The 24391-nt window shown below is 42.5% G+C and carries 21 protein-coding genes; 10 read left to right on the forward strand and 11 right to left on the reverse strand.

Going from position 1 to position 24391, the window contains the following annotated elements:
- Positions 1-4: 4 nt before the first annotated feature.
- Positions 5-250: a hypothetical protein gene (locus BFS30_RS27340; protein ID WP_083251931.1), complete on the reverse strand. Its 246-nt coding sequence runs from the start codon at positions 248-250 to the stop codon at positions 5-7.
- Complete coding sequence (locus BFS30_RS27345) at positions 251-700, reverse strand: hypothetical protein (RefSeq protein ID WP_083251932.1); 450 nt, start codon at positions 698-700, stop codon at positions 251-253.
- A 235-nt stretch (positions 701-935) separates the two neighbouring features.
- Between BFS30_RS27345 and BFS30_RS03205 the strand changes: the two genes are divergently transcribed.
- A complete protein-coding gene (locus BFS30_RS03205; protein WP_069377948.1) occupies positions 936-1445 on the forward strand; it encodes a hypothetical protein in 510 nt (169 codons plus the stop codon).
- Between the two features lie 213 nt (positions 1446-1658).
- Positions 1659-4985: a cytochrome c biogenesis protein gene (ccsA, locus tag BFS30_RS03210; protein ID WP_237028704.1), complete on the forward strand. Its 3327-nt coding sequence runs from the start codon at positions 1659-1661 to the stop codon at positions 4983-4985.
- 38 nt (positions 4986-5023) lie between these two features.
- Here the strand turns inward: ccsA and BFS30_RS03215 are convergent, their stop codons facing one another.
- Both BFS30_RS03215 and BFS30_RS03220 read right to left on the reverse strand, forming a co-directional pair.
- Complete coding sequence (locus BFS30_RS03215) at positions 5024-5527, reverse strand: DUF1772 domain-containing protein (RefSeq protein WP_069377949.1); 504 nt, start codon at positions 5525-5527, stop codon at positions 5024-5026.
- 50 nt (positions 5528-5577) lie between these two features.
- A complete protein-coding gene (locus tag BFS30_RS03220; RefSeq protein WP_069377950.1) occupies positions 5578-6084 on the reverse strand; it encodes a hypothetical protein in 507 nt (168 codons plus the stop codon).
- A 307-nt stretch (positions 6085-6391) separates the two neighbouring features.
- Here BFS30_RS03220 and BFS30_RS03225 point away from each other — a divergent pair, with 307 nt between their 5' ends.
- The 3 genes from BFS30_RS03225 (at position 6392) to BFS30_RS03235 (ending at position 13082) form a co-directional block, all read left to right on the forward strand.
- The gene (locus BFS30_RS03225; protein WP_069377951.1) at positions 6392-8860 is read left to right on the forward strand and encodes a YfhO family protein; all 2469 of its coding nucleotides are present in this window, start codon (positions 6392-6394) and stop codon (positions 8858-8860) included.
- Between the two features lie 142 nt (positions 8861-9002).
- On the forward strand, positions 9003-11378 hold the full coding sequence (locus BFS30_RS03230; protein WP_069377952.1) for an ABC transporter permease: 2376 nt from the start codon (positions 9003-9005) through the stop codon (positions 11376-11378).
- 75 nt (positions 11379-11453) lie between these two features.
- Complete coding sequence (locus tag BFS30_RS03235; protein ID WP_069377953.1) at positions 11454-13082, forward strand: dihydroxyacetone kinase subunit DhaK; 1629 nt, start codon at positions 11454-11456, stop codon at positions 13080-13082.
- Positions 13083-13121: 39 nt separating this feature from the next.
- Here the strand turns inward: BFS30_RS03235 and BFS30_RS03240 are convergent, their stop codons facing one another.
- The gene (locus BFS30_RS03240) at positions 13122-13538 is read right to left on the reverse strand and encodes a VOC family protein (RefSeq protein WP_069377954.1); all 417 of its coding nucleotides are present in this window, start codon (positions 13536-13538) and stop codon (positions 13122-13124) included.
- A 127-nt stretch (positions 13539-13665) separates the two neighbouring features.
- Here BFS30_RS03240 and BFS30_RS03245 point away from each other — a divergent pair, with 127 nt between their 5' ends.
- From BFS30_RS03245 to BFS30_RS03255, 3 genes are all read left to right on the forward strand, one after another.
- Positions 13666-14637, forward strand: coding sequence for a GlxA family transcriptional regulator (locus BFS30_RS03245; RefSeq protein WP_069382272.1), 972 nt, complete (start codon positions 13666-13668; stop codon positions 14635-14637).
- Positions 14603-15457 (forward strand): DUF6597 domain-containing transcriptional factor, encoded by an 855-nt coding sequence (locus BFS30_RS03250; protein WP_069377955.1) that lies wholly within the window; start codon positions 14603-14605, stop codon positions 15455-15457. Before BFS30_RS03245 ends, BFS30_RS03250 begins: the two co-directional genes overlap by 35 nt.
- A 107-nt stretch (positions 15458-15564) precedes the next feature.
- The gene (locus tag BFS30_RS03255; RefSeq protein ID WP_237028705.1) at positions 15565-16521 is read left to right on the forward strand and encodes a nitrilase family protein; all 957 of its coding nucleotides are present in this window, start codon (positions 15565-15567) and stop codon (positions 16519-16521) included.
- A gap of 79 nt (positions 16522-16600) precedes the next feature.
- Here BFS30_RS03255 and BFS30_RS03260 read toward each other — a convergent pair whose 3' ends face one another.
- From BFS30_RS03260 to BFS30_RS03270, 3 genes are all read right to left on the reverse strand, one after another.
- Positions 16601-17674 (reverse strand): META domain-containing protein, encoded by a 1074-nt coding sequence (locus BFS30_RS03260; protein ID WP_069377956.1) that lies wholly within the window; start codon positions 17672-17674, stop codon positions 16601-16603.
- Positions 17675-17772: 98 nt separating this feature from the next.
- A complete protein-coding gene (locus tag BFS30_RS03265) occupies positions 17773-18480 on the reverse strand; it encodes a DUF4198 domain-containing protein (protein WP_069377957.1) in 708 nt (235 codons plus the stop codon).
- Positions 18481-18504: 24 nt separating this feature from the next.
- Positions 18505-19755: a PepSY-associated TM helix domain-containing protein gene (locus BFS30_RS03270; RefSeq protein WP_069377958.1), complete on the reverse strand. Its 1251-nt coding sequence runs from the start codon at positions 19753-19755 to the stop codon at positions 18505-18507.
- 310 nt (positions 19756-20065) lie between these two features.
- Between BFS30_RS03270 and BFS30_RS03275 the strand changes: the two genes are divergently transcribed.
- A complete protein-coding gene (locus tag BFS30_RS03275) occupies positions 20066-20515 on the forward strand; it encodes an SRPBCC family protein (protein WP_237028706.1) in 450 nt (149 codons plus the stop codon).
- Here the strand turns inward: BFS30_RS03275 and BFS30_RS03280 are convergent, their stop codons facing one another.
- Genes BFS30_RS03280 through BFS30_RS03290 form a run of 3 tightly spaced genes read right to left on the reverse strand, consistent with a single transcriptional unit; the run spans position 20516 to position 23723 of the window.
- The gene (locus BFS30_RS03280) at positions 20516-21679 is read right to left on the reverse strand and encodes a TIGR03364 family FAD-dependent oxidoreductase (protein ID WP_069377960.1); all 1164 of its coding nucleotides are present in this window, start codon (positions 21677-21679) and stop codon (positions 20516-20518) included. It lies immediately after the preceding gene.
- Positions 21680-21727: 48 nt separating this feature from the next.
- Positions 21728-23035: a DUF5690 family protein gene (locus BFS30_RS03285; RefSeq protein ID WP_069377961.1), complete on the reverse strand. Its 1308-nt coding sequence runs from the start codon at positions 23033-23035 to the stop codon at positions 21728-21730.
- A 7-nt stretch (positions 23036-23042) separates the two neighbouring features.
- Positions 23043-23723, reverse strand: a complete 681-nt coding sequence (locus BFS30_RS03290; RefSeq protein ID WP_069377962.1) for an HAD hydrolase-like protein — start codon at positions 23721-23723, stop codon at positions 23043-23045.
- A gap of 151 nt (positions 23724-23874) precedes the next feature.
- Here BFS30_RS03290 and BFS30_RS03295 point away from each other — a divergent pair, with 151 nt between their 5' ends.
- Positions 23875-24348: a TspO/MBR family protein gene (locus tag BFS30_RS03295; RefSeq protein ID WP_069377963.1), complete on the forward strand. Its 474-nt coding sequence runs from the start codon at positions 23875-23877 to the stop codon at positions 24346-24348.
- Positions 24349-24391: the final 43 nt, after the last annotated feature.

The raw sequence follows: 24391 nt of genomic DNA on the forward strand, positions 1-24391 counted from the left end.
TTTTTTAAAGTTTGTTTGGAACAAGCTTATAATTTCTTTGAAAACTTTTGGGGTTCATATCTACAAATTCGTAAGCTTCCAATGAAGCTATTTTGCTGCTGAATGCTTCTAAAGCTTCCTCCTGGCTCCATTCTTTTGGATAATGGAACCCATCAAAAATCACATTTTGTACGACGATTTTAAAATCGTGATTGAATTCATCTTCTCCGGCATAAGTAAGGGCAATCTTTCCACTCCATTCCAGATCCATTCAATCTGTAGTTTTGCTAAAAACAAAGCGATGCCCTGCGCAGCTGTCGTGCCCCAACACATATACTGAAAAAGCAAGGTTGTCATAGTCATCTTCATCTTGTAATGGCAGGGTGTCGGCTACAAGCCCTTTATCTATCAGCTCCTGGAAACGGAACGGGGCATTGGTCGTATCAAGTAGGATACCTTGATTATCTCCCCAGTAAGTAGATGACAAGGTACAGGCCTGATAATTATCCCAAACAACTTTTGAGTGCCAGTTCGAAACCGTTTCTTCTTCATCCACTGATGACAAATGATTATCGTCCACATCATAATCTTCCGATACCAGGTGAAAATCGAACCATAACTGGCCATCTTCGTCTATTCGGCCACTCCATTTGAATTCTTTTATCCCATGTCCGTTTGGATAGGGGCTATCTGTAAAATAAATTCTGTTTACCTTGTTCATATCCTGTTCTTCTTGTGTTCGTCACACAAAATTGCTGTAGTGTAAGTTGTATCCATTTCAACCCCAGGTACCTGGGCTTCTCCTATCTCTACAATATAACAGAAAGAATAGAGATTCGCGCTTATGCCCCCGCAAAAAAATCAAAATCGAATAATAGAAAAACAATATCGAATAATAAGAATGCTTTTGCCCAAGGTAACCCTTTGCCTAAATTAATACATAAAAACATAACGTTATGAAAAAATCACCCCTAACCATCGTACTGTTAATCAGCATTTTGTGTCTTAATATTAATGCAATTGCACAGATTATTGTTCCAATCAACCCCATCGTCATGACCAGGGTAGACACCTTTGGTCCAGGTATACCAGGCAATGCACCTGTTGCCTTAACTGTGACCTTAAAAAGATCTACGGGCTTTCTTACACAAACTCAATCCAGGACATTTGCTGCCAATGCGAATCAAACCGTTAATTTCACCAATTTTATAGGACTGAATGGTATCAAATTCAGTGTTTCTCTGGGTGGTCTATCCAGTCAGGGCATTTATTACTTGCCGACAGCACTCAACGAGACGACCGTTATTCCCGCTACAGATTGCGGGATGATGAACATTGCCGGGCAATATGGTTACAGCGTAAGCATCACCAATACCGGTCCCAGTCAATATGTAGTCAGACCGGTTAAACTAATTTGTCACCTTTGCATCCCCTGCAATCCACCTACGCTGACCAAATCAAAATAACTATTTAACCTCTCCATCAAAAAAGCCTTTTTATATAAAAAGGCTTTTTTGATGGAAGATACCCAGGGAGTTTCGTCTTATTTTTGCCATAAATTCAGTTCTGCTTATTTTTCTGGCCTATCAGGGCCATCTTTGCCGAAGTTTAGAAAAAATGCGTCATTTGCAGGTTGGCACCCGTCAACAGCATTGCTGAAATGAATAAGAAAAATAGGAATGATTAAAAGTTTAGGAAAAATACTCTTCTCCACCCGTACGATGGGTACCATGCTCTTGTTATATGCTTTTTCCATGGCCATGGCCACCTTTGTGGAAAACGATTACGGAACAGCAGTGGCCAAAGCATTGATTTATAATTGCTGGTGGTTTGAGCTGGTGATGGTCATCCTCGTACTGAATTTCATCGGTAATATAGGAAGGTATCAACTTACACAACGAAAAAAGTGGCCTTTGCTGGTATTTCACCTGGCCTTCATCATCATATTCATAGGCGGATACATTACCCGATACATCAGTTTTGAAGGCTCTATGCACATCAGAGAAGGAGAAACCAGTAATGAAATCATTTCTGATGCAACTTTTTTCAAAGTACAGATTGGAAAAGACGATCAGGCATTGGCTTATGATGATGTTCCTGCAATTTTAATCTCGAATAACATACCGACCTATCTGAAACCATTTAAAAAGACTTTTGCTCCGGAATACGAATACAATGGAGAGCGGGTGAAAATGAAGGTCATTGATTTTTACGCAAGGGCGCAGGATTCCCTGGTCCGCGAAGCGTCAGGCAGACCTACGCTACACCTGGTTGTACTTGAAAATGGCCAGAGGGTTAACAAATACATTCCTTCAGGGAGTGTTCAGCTGATGCAGAACATGTTGGTGAGCTATAATAAGCCAACTCCTGGAACCATCAATATTGAAGATGCCAATGGCGGGCTCCAGATTACCTCTCCCTATCCTGGAAATTATATGATTATGGCTACCCAGGAGAAGAAAACAGTAGAAGGAAATACTGCCCCTCAACCTTTCAATCTAAGAAGCTTATACACGATTGGCGCTTTGGCATTCGTCGTTCCTGAAGGTCCGGTTCCGGGTCGCATTACTTACTTTGAAGGAGATAAGAAAACCCATGAACACGATCCGGATCTGGTAAAACTGGAGATCACGACTTCCACAGCAAAAGACACTGTTTCTTTTTACGGTGGAAAAGGAATGACAAATTTCCAGCACCAGAGTGAAGTTGGCGGACTTAGAATTTCGCTGGCATACGGTTCAAAAATATACAACTCTCCCTTCGGTCTGAAGCTGGTTGACTTTAAAATGGAGAAATATCCGGGAAGTAACAGTCCTGCGGCCTATTCCTCAGATGTGATGATCCAGGAAGAAACTGGAGAACGCCCATATAAGATCTTTATGAACCATGTATTAGACCATTCCGGATATCGCTTCTTCCAGGCCAGTTTCGACGACGATGAAAAAGGAACGGTACTCTCGGTAAATCATGATTACTGGGGTACTAATGTTACCTATATCGGTTATACCTTGCTTTTCCTGGGCATGTTCGTTACTTTATTCTGGAAAGGAACCCATTTCTCTAAATTAAATGAACAGCTGAAATCGATCTCTAAATCAAAAACACTGTTGTTATTAATGCTGTTTTTACCTTTAGGCGCTGCTTTCAGTCAGAAGATAGACATGCACGGGAAAGATGGGAAAACAGCGCTACCCACAGCGGGAATTCCTGCTCAGGAAGAACATGTGCATACTGAAGGAGATGGCCATAACCATGACCACGAGCAACCCGAGGCCGCAAATCAGGCAACCAACCATGTACACGATCAGAATTTCCGAGCGGATGTTCAAAAGCTTTTAATGGCCAAGAATGTAGATGCAAAACAGTTTGCAGCTGCTATTAAGATTGATAAAGCCCATGCAGATAGTTTTGGCTACCTGTTGGTACAAAATATAGACGGAAGAATTGAGCCGATCAATACCATGGCCCTGGAGATCCTGAGAAAGTTGCACCGTAAAGATCGTTTCCACTCCCTTACGGCAAACCAGTTTTTCCTTTCCGTTTCCACCGCTCCTTTTACCTGGATGAATGTCCCATTGATTAAAGTAGGTTCCAAAGGTGGCCCGGAACTGCTAAAAGCAGTAAAGGCAAATGAAGAAGGTTATACCTCTATGATCAACCTTCTGGCCATCAGTCCTGAAGGCAGTTTAGAGTTCATTTTAAAAGATCAGTACCTGAAGTCTTTTGCGAAAAAACCGGCTGAACAAGGCAGTTATGATAAGGATGTGATCGACCTTAATGATAAGTTACAGGCGATGCAGCAATTGATTGATGGTCAGTATTTAAGGATTTTCCCTATAGCTGGTGACACCAATAATACCTGGATTGCCATGCCTCCTTCAGATCCTGTTAATAAAGCAGTGGTATCCAGTGCGCTTGATCCTTATGTGAAAAGCATCAAAGCAGCGGAACTATCCGGAAACTGGGATGGAGCCAATATAGCCTTAAATGTAATTAAGGACATTCAGCTGAAATTCGGTAAAGATGTAGTGCCCTCACAATCAAAGATCAATTGGGAGGTGAGCTATAATTCATGGAATATATTCCTGAATTTAATGATTACTTATGCCTTGTTGGGCACGGTAATCCTGACACTCGCCTTTTTCAAGCTTTTTAAATCCTCCAAAATGCTGGACAGGTTAGTGACCTTCACTTTAATTCTGATCAGTATTGCAACCCTGCTTCAGGCAGTTGGCCTTGGTGCCCGCTGGTACATCTCCGGACATGAGCCATGGAGTAATGGCTATGAGGCGGTATTGTTCATCAGCTGGATTGGGGTATTATCCGGTCTGTTGATGTACAGAAACAGCAACGCTTTTATTCCTGCTGCCGGCTGTCTTATTGCAGTAATTTTAATGGGTTTTGCCCATGGCGGTTCACAGATGAACCCTCAGATTACCCCACTCGTTCCTGTACTTAAATCTTACTGGCTGATGATCCACGTAGCCATCATCACCTCAAGTTATGGATTCTTTGGTCTCAGTGCTTTGCTGGGAATGGTGGTTCTGGTACTTTACATCATCGATAGTAAAAAGATCAGTGCTAAAGTAAAAGCGTCTGTAACGGAGCTGACCATCGTGAATGAAATGTCCCTGACAGTCGGGTTATTTCTACTTACCATCGGAACCTTTTTAGGAGGGATATGGGCCAATGAAAGCTGGGGACGTTACTGGAGCTGGGATCCAAAAGAAACATGGGCCTTCATTTCTGTCATCATCTATGCTTTTGTCCTGCATGTTCGCCTGATTCCAAAGCTAAAGAGCAAGTATTTATTCAACCTGCTTTCACTGATTAGTTTTTCAACGATTATCATGACCTATTTTGGTGTAAATTATTACCTGACCGGTTTACACTCTTATGCGCAGGGAGATCCTGTACCTATACCATCATGGGTGTATATTACCCTGGCTGTTGTTTTCCTTCTGGCCGTGGTTTCCTACAAACGGTACCAGGTCCGGAATAAATAAACGAACAAAGCCTGTGCAGATTTGCACAGGCTTTGTTGTTATCCACTAATATCTGTTTTACACAAACAGGCTATGATGACCATAATTACGGATGCAACTACCGCTATGCTACGGAGCCGGTGTAACCTGTTCCATGGCTTTTCGAATCTTTCTCTTTGTCTGGCCATATCCTCTGCAGAAGCGGCAGATAAGTTGAATTTAACCAGCATCTGATTCAAAGGGACATTTCCGAACATCGTCAGTCCAAATACACCAATCGCATAAATGAATGTTGCGGCGAGCAAAGTCCAGAAGCTATACATTGCCCCTGCCCTGTATTGTAACCAGGTGCTGAGCGGCAACAGTAAAAGGGTTCCCATAAAGCTGGCCAGGAATAAAAGATTTTGTATTTCCCTGTTAATAGACTGCATAGCTGCCAGGTACCCTTTGTCGGATAGTTTTCCCAAACCAGGATTCACCGCGCAGGAAAAGCCGTAGAAAAGCCCGGCGATAAGGGCTGTGGAGGTAGCAGTAAGCAGGAGTATGGTATCTGAAGTGGTCATTTTTATTAATCTTTAACTAAAGATAACCAACTTTAAAATCAAAAAACACCTTACCTGTTTTTAACCTTCACATATTTAAAGGCAAACATTCTGCCGCTGGCCTTGTAAATGCTATCTCTCTGGCTGTTTACCTGAGCTTCTGTCAGAGAAACATAGTCTGTCCTCACATGAATGGCTTGTAGTGTATTTATGATCCCATTAGAATTGCTGCTGCTTACTAATCCGTTAGAATTGACAGGCATCCCATAAAACATAGGAACAAATGCAGGCCCTTCATTATTTACTAATCCTCTATAAAGCTCACGTTTCCAGCGATAAACAGTATCATCATTTGGTGTTTCCTTTTTACAACTAAGCACAGACACTACCAATAGCATCAATAAAACATTTCTTATCATATCATTTATTTTCTCCAAAAATACAATAAAGATGAAGAAGATGCCATTGTCATGTCTCCATTTAACAAACTTTAACAGGATCAAAAGTTCATTTCCAGGGAAATTTGCAGGGTTTCTGATAAAAGGATTCCAATCCGGATACTGTTCAAACGCAGTCAATATTTCCTATATACGTTCAGGGTTTGCATATATTAAAATTTCTGCTTTAATTTTCCTTGTCATCTTTATTCATGATTTGGATGAATGTGATCACAGTTTTCAATTCGTCTTCATGAACTAATCCAAAATAAGATTTAACGTATTGTTCAAGTACTGTCATGGTCCGGACCGGCTTTGGTATTATTTCTACAAAGATGCGGAATCCCGGGCCTGTTTTTACTTTTCTTATGGATAAAAAAAGCCTAATTTAGCTAACTCAGGTCGGCCATGACTGGTCTGGCTACTCATAAATACCTTAACCTTAACAATGAAAAACTGGCTACAAAGAAACTACCTCCATCTGATCATCATTGCGCTTTTCCTCGCCATTAGTTTTATCTATCTCAGTCCGGTTCTGCAGCATAAAGTACTTTTTCAGAGTGATGTTGTAGAAGCTCAGGCGATGTCCAGGGAAATCATGGAGGTCAAAGCCGAAACCGGAAAAGGCCCGCTATGGACAAATTCTATGTTTGGGGGCATGCCTGCTTATCAGATATGGGTTCAGTATCCATACAATGTCAGTACTTATGTCGTCTCCTTTTTCAAGGCTGTATTTCCAAATCCGGTAGATACCGTTTTCTTATATCTGGCAGGTGCCTATTTGCTGTTCTGCGTTTTAGGCTTAAGACCATGGCTGGCTGCAGCAGGTGCCATTGCCTTTGCCTTTACCTCTTTCAACTTTATCCTCATTCAGGCAGGTCATAGCAACCAGGCCTTTGCCGTTGCATTTTATGCTCCTATTCTTGCTGGGATCATCCTCACTTTAAGGGGGAAATACCTGATAGGTGCCTCCCTAACCGCTCTTTTTTTAGCGGTTGAAATCCGGGCCAACCACATCCAGATGACATATTACCTGTTCCTGGCTATTCTTATTCTCATCGGTTTTGAGTTATACCATGCCCTGCAAACCAAGACCACCCGGACATTCTTCAGGTCGATAGGTTATTTAGCCGCTGTGGCCATTATTTCCATCGGGGTTAACGCCGGAACACTGTGGACCACCTACGAATACGGTAAAGAATCCATCCGCGGAAAAGCCAACCTCAGTAAAGCAAACCAGCCCATACAAGACGGTCTGGATAAAGAATATGCCTACTACTGGAGTCAGGGAGTAGGTGAAATGATTACCTTTCTTATTCCTGATGCTTACGGTGGTTCAACTTCTTCTCAGATTCCTGTTGAGGGTTCTGAAGTGGTAAAAACGCTGATAAAAAATGGACAGCCACAAGACCGTGCAGAAGATTTTGTGAAACAATTACCCAGCTATTGGGGAGAAAAATCTACCACTTCCGGTCCCTGGTATATTGGTGCTATCGTTTGCTTTTTAGCCATCTTCGGGATGTTTGTATTGAATGACCGGATAAAATGGTGGGTATTATCCGCATCATTTCTATTTATGTTTCTATCCTTTGGTAAGCACTTCCCGCTCATTTCCGATCTTTTTTTCGATTATGTTCCTTTATACAATAAGTTCCGTTCTGTAGAATTCACCCTGATCATCCCCTGCCTGTTGATTCCTATACTGGCTTTTCTGGCCGTTAAAAAGGCAACTGATGGCACAGAAGACCAGCAAAAAACACAAAAAAACTTATTGAAATCAGTTTATATTATAGCTGGATTTCTGATTTTGTTTCTGATGGCACCTACCCTTCTTTTCAATTTCCGCTCTTCCGCACATCCTCAGCTTATTCAAAAACTCCATGAAATCAGTGGCAATGCAACCTTTGCTGATGAAATAGGAAATGCCCTGATTAAAGACCGGATTTCGGTTGCCCGGGCAGATGCCTTCAGGTCTTTGGCTTTCGTATTGATCGCTGCCGGTTTCATCTGGTTGATCTTAAAAAAGAAAATCAGTCAGCAAACCGGCTTCATTCTGCTTGCTGTAGCGGTTCTTGTGGATGTATGGGGAATTGATAAAAGGTACCTGAACAACCGCAGCTTTGTGGATGCCGACCTGATGGCTACCCAGTTTGAGCCAAGACAGGCAGATAAGCTCATCAAAGAGGATAAAAGTTTAGATTACAGGGTACTTGACCTTTCCCGCTCTAGCCCACTTGGCGATGCTACGCCTTCCATTTTCCATAAGTCAATCGGTGGCCGTCATTCTGCGAGGCTACAACGGTACCAGGAAATGCTGGACAGACAATTCAGTAAAACCATCAACGAGCCGGTGCTGGACATGCTCAATACCAAATACCTGATTGTTACCGACACCGCCAAAGGTTTCTCAGAGAAAGTCATCACCAGAAATACCGCCAATGGCAATGCCTGGTTTGTTCCGAATGTAAATTTTGTCGATAATGCAGAGGCGGAAATCAACGCAATCAGCAGCTTTGACGCCAAGAAAGATGCTTTTATACATCGGGAATTTCAGGACCAGATTAATCAGCAAAAGCCCGGTTTTGATCCACAGTCTGAGATTAAACTGACCAGCTATCATCCTGATCACCTGGTCTACCAGTACCATTCGGATAAACCTTCCATGGCAGTTTTTGCAGAAATATGGTACAATAAAGGTTGGAAAGCTTATGTGGATCAGCAGGAAATACCCTATTTCAGGGCGAACTATATTTTGAGAGCTGCAGTTTTACCTCAGGGAAAACATGAACTGGTATTTAAGTTCGAGCCGAAATCCTACTATTGGGGTGAGCGTATTTCCTTGGCTTCCTCTATCCTGTTGGTCGGCTCCCTTCTTGCTGCGCTCTTTTTAAGCCAGGCAAAACCAAAGTCAGCCTGACCTGTACGTTTACGCACAACCAAACTGTTCATTTTCGATCATAAGGAATAAAAAAATCAACAAAATCCCCCGGGAAATTACCAAGGGGGCATAAAAACAAAGCTGGCATGCAATTCGCAAATCCGGAGAAAAACGGAATAACATGTTCAAGACAAACTTAAAAATTGCCTGGAGAAACCTTTGGAGAAGCAAAGGCTTTACTTTAATTAACGTTGGTGGCCTAGCAATTGGGCTGGCCTGCTGTCTGATGTTATTGTTATATGTGAATTACGAATGGAGTTACGACAAACAGTTTACTGATGTTGACAGAACTTATTTTACCAGGCTGAACCTGAAAATAAACGGCAAACTAAACACCACAAGAGCCACTCCCAATAAACTTGCGGCTACCGCCTTACAAACCATTCCTGGTATTGAAAACGCGGCCAGAATTGCGATGAGTACCCCAGATAAACTCTTTAGCTACAAGGAAAACAATTTCAAATTGAAAGGGCTCAGTGTTGATCCTGCTTTCTTAAAAATATTTGATTACCGCTTTATTTATGGAGATGCCAATTCTGCTTTGAAAGATCCGAATTCCATCCTTCTGACTTCTTCAACGGCAAAGAGACTTTTTGGAAATGAGAATCCTATCGGACAAAGCGTCGAATGGGATAAACGTAAATCCTTAAAAGTTGCTGCTGTCATTGAAGATCTCCCAAAAAATCAAAGCATTCAATTTGACATCCTGCAAACCTGGGCCCTTTTCGAACAGGAAAACCCTTCAGAAAAAGAAAATGGCTGGGGAACGATCACCTGCATGACCATTATCAAACTAAAGAGCAGCCAGACTTTTGCTGCAGCCGATGCAGCTGTACGAAAGTTGATATCCTTACAGGAGAAAGACACAGACCTCGAAGCCTTTCTCTTTCCTTATTCCAAATTCCACCTTTATGATGAGTTTGAGAATGGAAAAGTGACTGGCGGCAGAATCGATCAGGTTAAACTCTTCGCTTTTCTCGCCTTTTGTGTGTTGCTGATTGCCAGTATCAATTACATGAACCTTTCTACTGCCCGTTCTGAGAAACGTGCGAGGGAAGTCGGCATCCGTAAAGCCATGGGCTCTTCCAGGTTCAATCTGATGGGGCAGTTTATCTTAGAATCCCTGTTACTTTCCTTTATAGCCATGCTGATTGCCTTTGCTCTTTTGGAAATGTCCCTTCCCTATTTCAATAATCTGCTCGACATACAGATCCAGATCAATTACCATTCTTACCTTTTCTGGACGATTTTGCTGGCACTGGTTTCCATTACCGGATTTCTTGCCGGCAGTTATCCTGCCTTCTATTTATCGTCATTCAGTCCGATAAAAGTTTTAAAGGGCTTTAAAGGAAGTGCCGGATCCTCCCTCTCCGTCCGAAAAGCCCTGGTGATTGTACAATTTAGCCTTTCCGTAGCGATGATCATCTGTTCAATTGTGATTTACAACCAGATTCAGTTCATGAAAAATAAACCACTCGGCTTTGACCGTAATGGTCTGGTACAAATGGACATTGAAGGAGAATGGGCTAAACCGGGAAAACTGGAACTTTTTAAAACAGAATTAAAGAAAGCTGGTGCCATTGCATCTGCAACGGAGTTCGCCTCTACGTTTACCGAAGGAGGAAGCATTACCGGAGGAATCAGCTGGCCTGGAAAAGCAGTGAATGACAACTCTGTTATCGATTATAGAAGTACAGGCTATGAATTTACCAGGACTGTAGGTGCGCAACTACTTGCCGGACGGGATTTCAGTCCTGAATTTGTCGCAGACACAGCAACCTCCGTTATGCTCAATGAACAGGCGGTAAAAACAATGGGATTAAAAAATCCTGTTGGCACAAAAATTACCTGGGGAGACAATCCATCGCTGACCGTTATTGGTGTGATAAAAGATTATTCCAATGAGGCGATCGGACGAAAATCGAAGCCAACCCTGTTTTATTTTAACCCTGCCAAAAGCCGGATATTACTATTAAAACTGGATCCTTCACAAGCTCTGAATAAATCTGTACAGCTCATTAACACCATCAGCAATCGTCTGAACCCCGGATACCCTACCGGGTTAAAGTTTGTTAGTCAGGGGATGGAGGAACAACTCAAAAATGAGAAGTTACTCAGCGTCTTGTCTAATATTTTCGGAGGTTTTGCCATTCTGATCTCTTGCCTGGGTTTACTCGGACTCGCCCTGTACATGGCTGAACAACGCAAGAAAGAAATCAGCATCAGAAAAGTATTGGGTGCAGATTTGAGAAACATCCTGATCCTTTTGAATAAAGACTTTGTAAAACTCGTTCTGATCTCCAATATGATTGCCTTTCCCCTTGCTTATATTTTAGCGAAAAACTGGCTCAGCAAATATGATTATAAGATAGACATCGCCGTCTGGCCCTTTCTGATTGCAGGGCTGATCTCCCTTTTTATTTCGGTATTAACGGTGAGTTTACAAACCTTCAAAGTGGCAAAAGCGAATGCAGTAGATGCCTTAAAATATGAATAGTCACCGTATAGTGATAATGCTTTAATCTTTTGCTTAATCACCTCTTGAATTACTACCTTGAGAAAAAAATAAAGCATGAAATTCTTCATAAATGAAACTGATCAGATTGTAAACGAAGCGATAGAAGGATTATTAACCAATCCTAAATTAGCCAGACTAGACGCCTTTCCTGAAGTAAGGGTTGTAATCCGTAAAGACTGGGATAAATCAAAAGTGGCCATCATCTCTGGTGGTGGTTCGGGACATGAGCCTGCACATGCCGGTTTTGTAGGAAAGGGCATGTTAACCGCAGCGGTATGTGGAGATATTTTTGCTTCTCCAACGGTAGATGCGGTATTATCGGCTATCCTTGCAGCTACCGGACCTAAGGGCTGTTTATTAGTTATAAAGAATTATACCGGCGACCGTCTCAATTTCGGCCTGGCAGCAGAACAGGCACGTGCCCTGGGATATGAAGTCAGAACCGTTACCGTTGATGACGATATTGCCTTAGGTAAAGAGGTAAAAAGAAGGGGATTGGCAGGAACACTATTTGTGCATAAGATTGCCGGACAGCTTGCGGAGGAAGGAAAATCACTGGAAGAAATTGCTGCGATTGCCCAACAGGTAATAGACCGGACCGCCTCTATTGGTCTTTCTTTAACCGAATGTCAGCACCTGGGACAGGAAACCAGCTCCCGGTTAAATGATGAGCAGGTAGAACTTGGATTGGGGATTCATGGAGAACCAGGAATAGAAGTGATTCCCTATGCTAAAGCAGATCAGCTGATGGCCCTGGCTATTGAAAAACTCGAGGCAAACCTATCTGATGAAGATGGCCGTTATGCCATGATCTTTAACAATATGGGGAGTGTCAGCCCAATTGAAATGAGCTTATTGGTCAACTCTTTCCGTAAAACAAAACTCGCCACAAAAATAGCGTATATGGTTGGTCCGGCAGCGCTGATGTCTTCCATCAATATGAGTGGTTTCTCTGTTTCTGTATTGTTGCTTACGGAGGAGATAGAGAAAGCCTTGCTCGCTGAGGCAGAACCTATTGCATGGCAACTTCAACCTTTTGAAAAACCTGCAGAAATCATCAGTCCAAAACTTCCGGAAACCATTCCTTATGAGGCTTCGGCTAATGACAAAGTATATCAGCTGATCAATGAAGTGGCCCAATTACTGGTGTCTATTGAAAAGGAAATCAATGGACTGGACGCGAAAGTTGGCGATGGTGATGCGGGATCTACTTTTGCACTGACCGGCAAGCGGCTACTAACAGTTATAAACCGGCTTCCCTTGAATGATACCGGAAAACTACTGCTAAGCATTGGCCGGATTCTGGCCAGAGAAGCCGGGGGATCCAGCGGCGTCTTATTGTCTATCTTATTTACTGCCGCAGGAACCGCTTATACGAAATCTCCTGAACTGGGAAAATCACTGCTGGAAGGACTGCAAAGAGTAAAGGATTACGGTGGTGCACAGACCGGCGACCGGACCATGATAGATGCCCTGCAGCCTGCTTTTGAATCCCTGGCAAATGGAGAAACGACCGCTTTGGTTGCCCAACATGCGCGTAAAGGAGCGGAACACACCAAGACCATCATCAATACTAAATTCGGCCGTTCCTCTTACCTTTCTGAAGAGGTATTGAGAAATGTCCCTGATCCGGGAGCAGAAGTTATCGCCAGGGTTTTTGAAAAAATTGCCCTTCTAAATTAAGGTAAATGTAAACATTCCTGTCTTTGATGACCGGAGTGTTTACTGGGTTTTATCGAAATGCAATAGCCAGTGGTTCCCATATTTATCCTTTAAATCACCAAACAAAGCACCCCAGAAGCTATTTTCCAATGGATGTGTTGCCGTTCCTCCCTCAACCAGGCGCTGGTAACAGTTACGGGCTTCCTCTTCCGTGCTACAGTTGAGCATCAGCGCAACAGCATTACCTTTCACCAAACCTTCCTTGCCCACCATATCCGAACCCATAATCCGGATTGATCCCCTGGTCAGCGTTGCCTGCAAAATATATCCTTTCATCTTCTCCGGCATCTTTTCCGATAGCGGAGATGCACCGATCGTTTGAAAGCTAAGCTCTCCACCCAGACAGGACTGGTAAAAAGTCATCGCCTCCCGGCAATTGCCAGCAAAAGTTAAATAGGAGTTGATAGATGTGATCATGACGTATTAGATTATGAATTCAAACTTAGCAGGAACCTCAAAAAAAAACCTTGTGTAAAAACGACAATTAACAGGGTTGTTTACGACAATAAAACACAATATCTTTGGTATCAAATCCAATATGCAGATGAAACATATCTCCATCTTAGTTCCTGAAACAGCGGTCATAGAATCTATTGCTGATCCCGGCTATCTTTTTAGAATGGTCAACGAATTTCTGGAATCCTCAGGAAAACCTGCTTTATTTAACGTACAGCTGGTTGGCTTATCAAAAGAGACCAGATTGAATAACAGCCTGTTTTCCGTACATGCCGATCAGCTACTTTCCGAGGTGAAAAAGACAGATATGATCTTTATCCCTGCATTGAGCGGTCATATGAAAACCGCTCTGGAACTGAACAAAGAATTTGTTCCATGGATCGTTGACCATTACCACAAAGGGGCTGAAGTCGCTTCCTTATGTATCGGCGCTTTCCTGCTTGCCTCTACCGGTTTACTCAAGGGAAAGCAATGCTCTACCCATTGGTTGCATGCAACGGAATTCCGGGAAATGTTCCCGGATGTAACCCTGGTTGATGGCAGCATCATTACTGAAGAACAGCGGATTTATTCCAGTGGAGGTGCCAACTCCTATTGGAACCTACTCCTGTATCTGGTAGAAAAATATACCGATCGCGATACCGCCATTCTGGCTTCTAAATTCTTTGCGATTGATATCGACAGGGAAAGTCAGGCTGCATTTATGATGTTTCAGGGACAGAAAGACCATGAAGACCTGGAAATCAAAAAGGTCCAGGAATTTATTGAAAGTAATTTTCAGGATAAGATTACTGTAGATCAGCTGGCGGCCATGTCTGCACTTGGCAGAAGAAGCTTTGAGCGCCGGTTCAGGAAAGCGACCAACAATACCGTAATTGAATACATCCAAAGGGTAAAGATCGAGGCTGCAAAAAGAAGCTTTGAAAGCAGCAGAAAGAACATTACAGAAGTCATGTTTGATGTTGGGTATACAGACACCAAAGCTTTTCGTGATGTGTTTAAGAAGATTACCGGACTCACTCCTATTGAATATAGGAATAAGTACAACAAGCAATCTTAATCCTTCCATAGCAGCTGACATGCAGGTATTGCCTTCCCCCCACCTTTCCCATATCGTAAAACACTTTCTCCTGATTGAAAGTGATCATCAGGAACTGATGGAACATCATTTTTTTCCGGATGGCAATTCGGGAATGGTCTTTCATTTTGGAGATCCTTTTCTTCAACATCCCGAAAGCTTTATCTACGGGCAGGTAAGCAAATTCCGGCGAATTCAATCCAAAGGCAGAATTGGAATGCTGATTGTCGTTTTTCAACCCCATGGAGCCCACATGATGCTGGCTATGCCAGCGAATGAGCTCAATGACCAGATCATTTCTTTAGCTGAACTCTGGGGAGCCGGGGCAAGGATCTTACAGGATCAGATGCTAAATGCTCCTGATCACCGGAGCCGGATAGCACTCGTAGAAACCTTCCTGAGCAACAAGCTCAGCACCAGTCTGAGCATAGACCCGCACATTCAGCAAAGTCTGGATCTGATCTATACGAATCATGGCCTGAGCCCGATAAGCGAAGTCCATAAAATACTCCAGATCAGTGAAAGACAACTGGAAAGAAAATTCAAAGAAAACATAGGCATCTCTCCCAAATATTTCTCCAATATCATCAGGTTACAATTCTTTTTAAAGTTGTTCCGAACCACATCGGCGAAAAAAAACCTGACGGAAATTGCTTATGAAAGCGGGTATTATGACCAGGCACATTTAATCCGGGAATTCCGGAAAAGTGTAGGACTCAGCCCGGGCCAGTACATCTTTAAAACAAACCGGCTGGCGGTAAACCTCGTTCAGCTTAGTCCGCTACTGAACAGTGTTTTGTAAGAACAAAGCCGATGTCGGCTTTGTACAATTTCCATCTCTTTTTTACTGATAGTTTTGTCTTATTCTTTTCCGTAATCACAACCGGCGGGAACAAATCAAAAATCAAGATGATGAAAACACTAAAAATCGCAACCGCACAATTTGAGAACCGTAGTGGAGACAAAGACTATAACCTCAGCCGTATCAACGAGCTCTCTGCCCTTGCAGCAGCTTCAGGCGCAGAGGTGATTTCCTTTCATGAATGCAGCATCACCGGATATACTTTTGCAAGAACACTTAATAAGGATCAGATGCTCGGGCTGGCTGAATACATACCCGATGGTCCTTCCATTCAAAAATTACAGGAAATTGCCAGCGCGCATCAAATTGTTGTTCTGGCAGGCCTGTTCGAAAAGGACAGCAATAATGACCTGTTCAAGGCTTATGTAGCCGTAGATAAAAACGGACTGATCGCCAAATACAGAAAGCTCCATCCTTTTATTAACCCACATTTAAAACCTGGAAACGAATATGTGATTTTCGATCTGTATGGCTGGAAATGTAGTATTCTGATCTGTTATGATAACAACATCATTGAAAACGTACGGGCTACAACCCTGCTTGGTGCACAAATCGTTTTTATGCCGCATGTGACCATGTGCACCCCTTCCACCCGTCCCGGTGCTGGTTTCGTAGCTCCCGAATTATGGGAGAACAGGGTAAACGACCCTACCTCAGTCCGTGCAGAATTCGAAGGACTAAAAGGGAGGGCCTGGTTAATGAAATGGCTTCCCGCAAGAGCTTATGACAATGCCATTTATGCCGTTTTCTCGAATCCTATAGGAATGGATGATGATCAGCTTAAGAACGGTTGCTCCATGATTATTGATCCCTACGGTGATGTAATTGCGGAATGTCGTAAACTCGATGATGACATTGCCATCGCCTCAATCAGCCCCGATAAACTGGAAAAAGCAGGCGGATATCGTTATATAAATGCCCGCAACCCGGCACTATACCGGCATATCATCGGACAGGCACATGAACCTCATCAGCAGGTCGTCTGGTTAGATGATAAAAAATAGCCGTCAATGTATACAAAAAAATGGGGCTGAATAATTAATTCAGCCCCATTCTATAAAATATCTATATCGGATCAGCTCCTTATCTGGTCAATCCGAACATCAATACCAGACGATTATTCTGATAAAAGTTTAAGGTCTGATCAGCTACATCAAATCGGAAGTCTTTACTGCCTAATATGCCTAAAAACTTACTTTCCAATGCGCTTAAATTTTGATCTAAACAGGCACGACGGGTACTGGCAGCAGGGCCAAATGCAATGGTCTCTTTTCCGGCTTCATAAGTACCAAAATAGTTATTGCAGCCTGAGTTACCATTAAAACGCTTTTCAGCCGGGTTAAAGTTAATGGTAACCGGTGATTCTGATTGGGTTTCCCCATTCATTTGAATCAATTTCCATTTATTGCCGGCAATAAATTTCCAGATATCATGATCAGTATGGTTTGTACCTTCTTTTCCATTGCTAAATTCCAGCGTCTTTACTCCTCCTTTATAAAAAGCCATGGTATGGCCATTCGATTCCAGTCTGAAAGTCTTTCCGTTTAAAGTGCTGGTAAATTCATACTCCAGCTTATTTACTTTTTCATCCGAACAAGCCATTAGCGTGGAAGCGATATTTCCAATGGTAATCGCCTTAGTTTTCTCCTCATAGCTGAAGCTGCCAAAGATCCCGTTACATCCTCCTGAGCCAGACAACTTCTGACCTTTAGGATCTAAAGTCAAATGAATTTTACCGCCTTCAACCGCTTTGCCATTCATTCTTACCAGGGTCCATTTTTGATTGGCTACCGCCTCCAACGGATCTTCTACAGCGCCCGCAACTGCCACTTTCTGTTTCCTGATTACCTTTTTTAATTTGTAGGTATAAATGGACGCATCAGCAGGGACATTCTTTCTTTTAGTACGGATCACAGAAAGCGTATAGCGATACCCTTCCTGGTGTCTGAAGCCCTGAATCTCGCTATAGAACAACTCCCAGTTTTTACTATTCTTATATTTTACCTGTAAACAATTCATTGGACCAACTCCCGTGCACGCAGCCCTGTCTTCCTTTACTATCAGTCTGATAACTTCAGCAGCCATTGTACTGGAAATACTTCCCAAGACAATTAACAAGGACAAAATTCCCTTTTTTGTAATGATACTTTTTAACATTTTGTGTGTATTTATAATGTATTTTAACCTTTGTCCATTTAACCGGACGTTAATATCCTTACAATTCTCACACCAAATAAAATAAGAATCAGAACCGCTTAGTTTACTGTAATGCTTAAAGTTGCTATGCGCTCAATGCTTTCAAAAGCCTGTCCGGTTACTTTTTCATTGTGACCTGCTTCCAGTAAATAGCTACCACTCCATTCAGGATTAAAGGTTGTTTTTCCATCAGCACGGGTCTTTATTTGTTTCACCCATCCTGCCGGAGCAAATACAGAAATAGCAACTCCTGCAGCTGGCTGTGCTTTAAAGTGACTGCTTAAGGTGATTTCTTTACCTTTTTTCAAAGCCGCCAGTGCATCTACAAAAATGCCCAGTTCTGCTTTATTCGCCAATGCGCTATTGCCCGTATCTGCTTTGCCTACACTTACCAATGCAGCTGCATTGAACTGATATTGTGTTTTACCTGCAATCTCTTTAACAATATGGCTGATGCTTAAGGTATAAACACCATCTGTTGCCGGTGTAAAGCTGGCCACAAAATGATCTGCTGCCGGCGTTACTTTTAGCTGCTCTTTTTCTCCCTTAGGGTTGATGAGCCATAGGCTAAACTCTTTGGTATCCGACCACCAGTCTGCCAGTTTCTCCGGTGCGTTTTCTCCAGGCTCACCATAGAAAATTTTCACTTCCTGAGCGGTTCCTTTTTTACCGTTTGCTGCTGTTCTGATAAACAGGGCGTGGGCAAATAACTGGTTTACGCTGAACATCAGGATCAGCGATAGTGCTAGTGTTTTTAGTTTATTCATTGTTCGTTTTATAATTATTTGTGATTAGGTAATACTTTCTTCGAGCACAGCAGCTTTCTTAACCGGAGGTTTAGATTTTGCAGCAATGTTATTTTTAGGTTTCTTTTTTCTTTTGCCCCACCAGATGACAAAGCCGGTTATAGGGAGAGAAGCGCCGATTAAGGAGGCAAAAAAGGCAAGAAATTTACCAGGTAAGCCCAATATAGAGCCTACGTGAATATCGTAGTTCATTTTCCGGAGTTTTGCGGGGAAAGAGGCCTCAGAAAATTTCATATCATAAACCGGATGTGCCGGGAATTCCTTTAACGTATGGCGGTCAAAAGCAAAGCTCCTATTGTCGTAATACCTGCCTGCTGTAGGGTAGATATAGATATTAATTGTAGACTTTGCATCCGCTGTATCCGGATAACCATAATAAAAGCCCTGTGCTTCCGGGCTTTTGCTGATTACCTGTTTCCAGGCAAGGTCCATTGCGGCCCGGGGGGTATAAAACTTATTTACCTGTAAGGAATCAGATTGAACATTCCGGTAATCGGGCAGGCTCTGGCCAGCTGAGGTAACCCAATACAAACCTTTACTATACCATTCGATCCCGTACACCATTCCTGTTAATCCAATAGCCAGTACCACAAACAGGGAGTAAAAGCCGAGTACATTATGCAAATCATAATTGACCCGCTTAAATGAAGCCCCCCATTTTATCTGAAAACTTCGTTCTCTGGTACTTTTCGTCCATTTCTTTGGCCACCACAATACAATGCCTGTAATTAAAGTGATGACAAATATCAATGTGCTGTAATTCACGATCGGTCTGCCGATTTTATACGGCAACCACAAAAAGCGATGTCCGGAAAGTACGAAGCTGAAGAAATCCGTCCCCCCTTTTTCATGCACTTCTGTTTTAATCACCTTCCCGGTATAAGGGTTGATGTGGAGCATGGTGTTTCCCCTTCTTCCTTCTCCAAGTCCGAGGGTAACGGCTTTACCTTGCTGGTAAGCAGCATAACTGACCTTTTTATCCGGGTACAATTTCGCTGCAACATCAGATAGCTGAGAGGGAGTAAGCACCGGTTTATCTTGTTTAACTACATTCGTTTCCGGGCTTAATATTGCTTTGATTTCATCAATAAAAACGTACAAGCAACCTGTAACGCAAACGATGACCATGATAATTCCTGTTACCAGCCCCAGCCAGAGGTGAAGCCAGGCAGAAATCCGGTAAAATAAAGAGCGTGGATGTTTTTTCTTTTTAAGGGGGGTAGTTCTGACTGTCATGGGCAATAGCTAAAGGTGTGTTAGCAAAAAATAATTGCAAGCTATGCCCGTCAACAAAAAATCTCTAAATTGCATTGCTTTTAATTGTTCAAGGTTAAGAGTTCTTCACCATCAGGTGATCAGCCGTGCAGTTAGCGCTGTACGGCTATTTTTTTAATAATTAGTTTATTTATTAACGTCCTCAAATATACGTCTATTTAGAATAATTACAAATAAACATAAGCTTTTATACAGATCTTTTTATTAACACTGATGATTTGTCCTGAATACCCCCTTAAGAATTCTGTTTTCCTCTTTTAATCTGGCCGGATTGAACTTAACTTTAATAAAAAAAGAAATGGCGAGTATAGAACACATTAACGTATTGCGGGCGCCCATAGCAAAGGTATATGAGGCATTGACCACTAAAGAAGGATTGTCTTCTGTCTGGACTACGGAGTTGAATGTAAAAGCAGAGCCTGGTTTTATCAACGAGTTCAGCTTTGGCAAAGACACAGACCGGTTTGAGATCAAAACACTTGTACCTAACCAGCGCATCCTGTGGCATTGTATAGACTCCGATCCGGAATGGATAGGAACAAGTGTTTCTTTTGATTTGGAAGAGAAAAACGGAAAAACCTTTGTTACCCTGAAACAGACCGGATGGGCTGATGTAACGGAGTTTTACCGGCATTGCAATTATAACTGGGCTTTCTTTCTATACAGTCTGAAATGCTATTGTGAAGAAGGTAAGGGCATCAATTATCAGCAGCGACAATAGCTACATTTCCAGGATTTTCTTCATACTCGCTTCGGTATAACCGGCACTTGCAGTCATGCCTTTCCCTCCGATACAGGTACGGATATGGATGCAATTGTCGATATCATATTCCAGAATCCTTTCAGTAGGGTGCTGCGGATAAAACCCGGCCCAGGTAGTCCCCATATCTCGGAGGTTAAAATTCACTATCCTTTCCCCCTCCTTCAGCATCAGTTCATTGATGTGTTGTTTTACATTAAAGCCAAGATCATCGAAATGGTTTGCTGCAGCGTATTCATGAGAATCGCCAATGATAAAACTACCATCTACCGCTTTCTTAAAGAGCAGGTGGATTCCCCATTCTTTCAGTTCCCGGTAATGCTCAGGAATGGTCAGATTTTTAAATGAAGGGCAATACTCTTCAAAGCTCTCGTACCTTCTGATCGTTAAACCGGTCAGGATGTTTCCTTCCAATGCCACCTCCGGCATTGGAACAGTACGCATCATTTGTAGTTTACTGACCACCTGGCCGCTGCTGGCAAACAGCTCGGGAAACAATAACTTAAATTCGTAGCCATTACAAAGTACCGCTTTATCTGCCGAATAAATCCGGCCTCCGGACAAGCGTATTTCAACTCCCTGTCCGCTGGCAGCACAATCAATTACCGGCGAATTGGTCAGTAAGGTATATCCTTTAAATTTCCCCTGCATAAATTCCTGCAAACGATAAATCATTAAAGCCGGTTCTACACTAACTTCCTGCTCAAAGAACAACGCTTCTTTCGCATAGGTTCCTTTGATAGCGGGATATCTGGTCAGGATCTGTTCTTTTCCAAGGATCTCCTGAGTATAACCTAAAGTATCATAATGAGCTTTTAACTCATGGATCAGGTTTTGTTCTTCCTCATCAGAAGCCAGGTATACACTGCCATTTTTTCTTACCGAAATATCAAATTCCTGCTGGATTTCCTGATAGATCTCCAGGCCCCGGACACCATAATCAAACCATACTCCCGACATGCCGGAGGGAACCACCTGACCAAAGTTTCTTACGGTAGCACCAACCGGATAATTGTCTTTTTCCAGCTGCAACACCGTCTTACCACTTTTTAAAGCATGGTAAGCATGAAAAGTGCCCAGTATTCCTCCACCAATTACGATCAGGTCATAATGTTTAGTACTCATTTTTCAATTTTTTAATCCTGTTTATAAGAGACCTCTTTCGGTTCTGTTTTAAGCCGGAAAGGGTAATATTACTTTCTTTTTTTTATTCTTTAAACTTTTCTGACGGAAATAGAGCAGGGAGAACATGCTGCAGGTAACCCCTACCACAGCCGCAATGACTGCACTTTGTCTGAAGAAATGCCCCCAACTGATGTCTGCGTCTCCAAACTCTTTGAACAGCAGGATGCTCACACTTCCCAGGTATCCGATAGAATCCGCTATATACATCACGAAACCGATATTGCTTTTGTAGTGAAACGTGGCAATCATGCGTTCAAAGAAAATCGCGTTGTAAGGAATATAAGCCATATACAAGCCCATTCCTACCATGACCATCCAAACCACCGGACTGATGTAATGTGCATCAAAGAGCAGCGTTCCAATCCCTGTGAGTGCGCATCCTGCGATGATCATTCCATGGATGATGATAAATGCCCTCAGGTTATTCTTTACCAGGATCAGCAAGCTCACCAGCGACAATACGACGAGGGCAATAAAACCGTCTATTTTGGTATAAATATGGTTATCGGTAACCCCCAGGTCATGCCAGATCTCGACTTCAAAGTTATCCCTCAGGTCGCGGATTACTGTAAGTACGACATAGATGATCACCGTAAGCACAATTCCAGGCAGGAAATTAAGGATAAATTTTCTGCGTTGCGCCGCATCCATTGGTGCTCTTTTCGTTCTCAGCAACTGATCTTCTTTCGTTGGCGGGGGCATCACTTCCAGAAAACCGACAAACAACAAGAGTGGAACAACAAACAGCAAACCGGTACAAAAAGGCATCCAGTATTCATTTACCGGAAAAAAGTCCATGATTGTTCTGGCCACTGTTTTTATAAAGCCCGAAGCAAAGATCAGGCTGACCGACAGGATTGCTCCCATAAACTCGGTATTGCGCCTCCCTTCCAGATAACTAAAAACCAGGCCCCAGATCATTCCCAATGGAAAACCATTGATGAGCAGAAAGGCAATATTCCAGGGGGTTGGAACCAGTGCAAAGCCCAGCAATGCCAGCCAGGAGACCCCAATCAGTTTAAGGATACTACGGCCTCTGTTTTTTCCTGAGGACTCTGCGATAAAACGAATGCCATAAAATTTGCTGAACGTATAACCCAATACCTGGGCAATGACCAGCCATACTTTATAATCTATCCCCAGGTAGCTATGTCCATCAAAGGTACCTGCTGTAAATGCTTTTCGAAAAGCATACATACTCGTATAGCAACCAAAAGCTGCCAAACCAGCCAATATTGAGATCTGGTAATACGACCATCCGGCAACCTTGTTCCGGCAATGCTGTAAGAGGCTCATCCTGAAATTACTGACTGATGATTTCCAATACTTCCGAAATGTCATCAATGATGTGCGTAGGATGATACTGCAGCAATTCATTATGGGTAAATGCACCCGTGGTAATACCAATAGTGTATTTACAACCCGAATTTAAGCCCTCATTTACATCCACCTCGGTATCCCCTACCTTCGCCACTTCCATCGGATCAGTGATATTTAACCCTGCCATGATCTTTTTAATCATATCCGGATAAGGTCTTCCCTGGGGTACTTCATCACTTGCTACCATGTAATCAACGGTATCTTCCCATTTCAGACGGGAAATGATGATGTCTGCGATATCTTTTGAAAATCCGGTATCCAATCCGATTTTTATTCCCCGTTTCTTCAGCTGAATAAAAGTATCTTCTACATTCGGAAGCGGGACTACATCGGCTGAGGTCTGGTAAAAATTGATCATGAAGGATACAAAATCAGCATGGATATCAGCAATTAATGTGGCGGTAATTTTACCAGGGTCTGATTCCTCTTTCTGAAGAATCATTTCTATAGCTATAGGTTTTTCATAACCCATAATTGGATTGATGGCTTCAATATTTACTTCATAGCCATGGGCTTTCATGGCTTGCTGGAAAGCCAGACCTACGTAATTCTTATCTTTTACGGTGGTACCGGCCATGTCGAACACTACTAATTTTATGGGCATCTTAGAATATTTATATATTCTGCAATACTAAACTTTGTTTATTAATACTAAACAAAGTTAAAGTTAAGTAATTGTTAGTTTTCTTTATCTTCGCCCTGGCCGGTCAAACAGTCTGCCCGCTATTTTGTTAAGCTTATCAAAAAATAAACAGATGAAGTTCAATCCCATTGCTTTTGTCATTAATCTAGCCATTCCTTTAGCTGCCGGCGCGCTGGGCAGTATCCTGACTTTAACCTCTGTAAAAACATGGTACCCCACTTTAGCTAAGCCCTCGTTTAATCCCCCCGACAGCCTTTTTCCTCCGGTATGGACTTCCATATTCATTCTTATGGGCGTTTCCGCCTATCTGGTCTGGCAAAAGAGAGATCAGGTAGCTCATTTTCCACGTACTATCGCGATTTATTTTATACAGATCGTATTGAATATCTTATGGTCTTTTCTGTTTTTCTATGCCCATTCAATTGGTGCAGCCCTGTTTGAAATCTTCGCATTGCTGATTGCAATAGTGATCAATGCATTGGTTTTCTACAGAATAGATAAGGCAGCGGGGCTCCTTTTCATCCCTTATTTTTTATGGGTATGCTTTGCAAGCCTGCTGACTTACAACATTTTCATTCTGAATTGATAATTTACCGGACAACAGCTGAAAACATAAGTGCTTTTGCTAC

The sequence above is a fragment of the Pedobacter steynii genome (genome assembly GCF_001721645.1).
Taxonomy (GTDB): Bacteria; Bacteroidota; Bacteroidia; order Sphingobacteriales; family Sphingobacteriaceae; genus Pedobacter; species Pedobacter steynii_A.

What these genes read in the sequence shown, in the direction of transcription:
- BFS30_RS03235 (WP_069377953.1), top strand. Translation starts at nt 11,454, where the DNA reads ATGAAATTCTTCATAAATGAAACTGATCAGATTGTAAACGAAGCGATA.
- BFS30_RS03260 (WP_069377956.1), bottom strand. Translation starts at nt 17,674, where the DNA reads ATGTTAAAAAGTATCATTACAAAAAAGGGAATTTTGTCCTTGTTAATT.
- BFS30_RS03285 (WP_069377961.1), bottom strand. Translation starts at nt 23,035, where the DNA reads ATGAGCCTCTTACAGCATTGCCGGAACAAGGTTGCCGGATGGTCGTAT.
- BFS30_RS03295 (WP_069377963.1), top strand. Translation starts at nt 23,875, where the DNA reads ATGAAGTTCAATCCCATTGCTTTTGTCATTAATCTAGCCATTCCTTTA.
- BFS30_RS03215 (WP_069377949.1), bottom strand. Translation starts at nt 5,527, where the DNA reads ATGACCACTTCAGATACCATACTCCTGCTTACTGCTACCTCCACAGCC.
- BFS30_RS03265 (WP_069377957.1), bottom strand. Translation starts at nt 18,480, where the DNA reads ATGAATAAACTAAAAACACTAGCACTATCGCTGATCCTGATGTTCAGC.
- BFS30_RS03255 (WP_237028705.1), top strand. Translation starts at nt 15,565, where the DNA reads ATGATGAAAACACTAAAAATCGCAACCGCACAATTTGAGAACCGTAGT.
- BFS30_RS03225 (WP_069377951.1), top strand. Translation starts at nt 6,392, where the DNA reads ATGAAAAACTGGCTACAAAGAAACTACCTCCATCTGATCATCATTGCG.
- BFS30_RS03270 (WP_069377958.1), bottom strand. Translation starts at nt 19,755, where the DNA reads ATGACAGTCAGAACTACCCCCCTTAAAAAGAAAAAACATCCACGCTCT.
- BFS30_RS03290 (WP_069377962.1), bottom strand. Translation starts at nt 23,723, where the DNA reads ATGCCCATAAAATTAGTAGTGTTCGACATGGCCGGTACCACCGTAAAA.
- BFS30_RS03205 (WP_069377948.1), top strand. Translation starts at nt 936, where the DNA reads ATGAAAAAATCACCCCTAACCATCGTACTGTTAATCAGCATTTTGTGT.
- BFS30_RS03280 (WP_069377960.1), bottom strand. Translation starts at nt 21,679, where the DNA reads ATGAGTACTAAACATTATGACCTGATCGTAATTGGTGGAGGAATACTG.
- BFS30_RS27345 (WP_083251932.1), bottom strand. Translation starts at nt 700, where the DNA reads ATGAACAAGGTAAACAGAATTTATTTTACAGATAGCCCCTATCCAAAC.
- BFS30_RS03230 (WP_069377952.1), top strand. Translation starts at nt 9,003, where the DNA reads ATGTTCAAGACAAACTTAAAAATTGCCTGGAGAAACCTTTGGAGAAGC.
- BFS30_RS27340 (WP_083251931.1), bottom strand. Translation starts at nt 250, where the DNA reads ATGGATCTGGAATGGAGTGGAAAGATTGCCCTTACTTATGCCGGAGAA.
- BFS30_RS03245 (WP_069382272.1), top strand. Translation starts at nt 13,666, where the DNA reads ATGAAACATATCTCCATCTTAGTTCCTGAAACAGCGGTCATAGAATCT.
- BFS30_RS03240 (WP_069377954.1), bottom strand. Translation starts at nt 13,538, where the DNA reads ATGATCACATCTATCAACTCCTATTTAACTTTTGCTGGCAATTGCCGG.
- ccsA (WP_237028704.1), top strand. Translation starts at nt 1,659, where the DNA reads ATGATTAAAAGTTTAGGAAAAATACTCTTCTCCACCCGTACGATGGGT.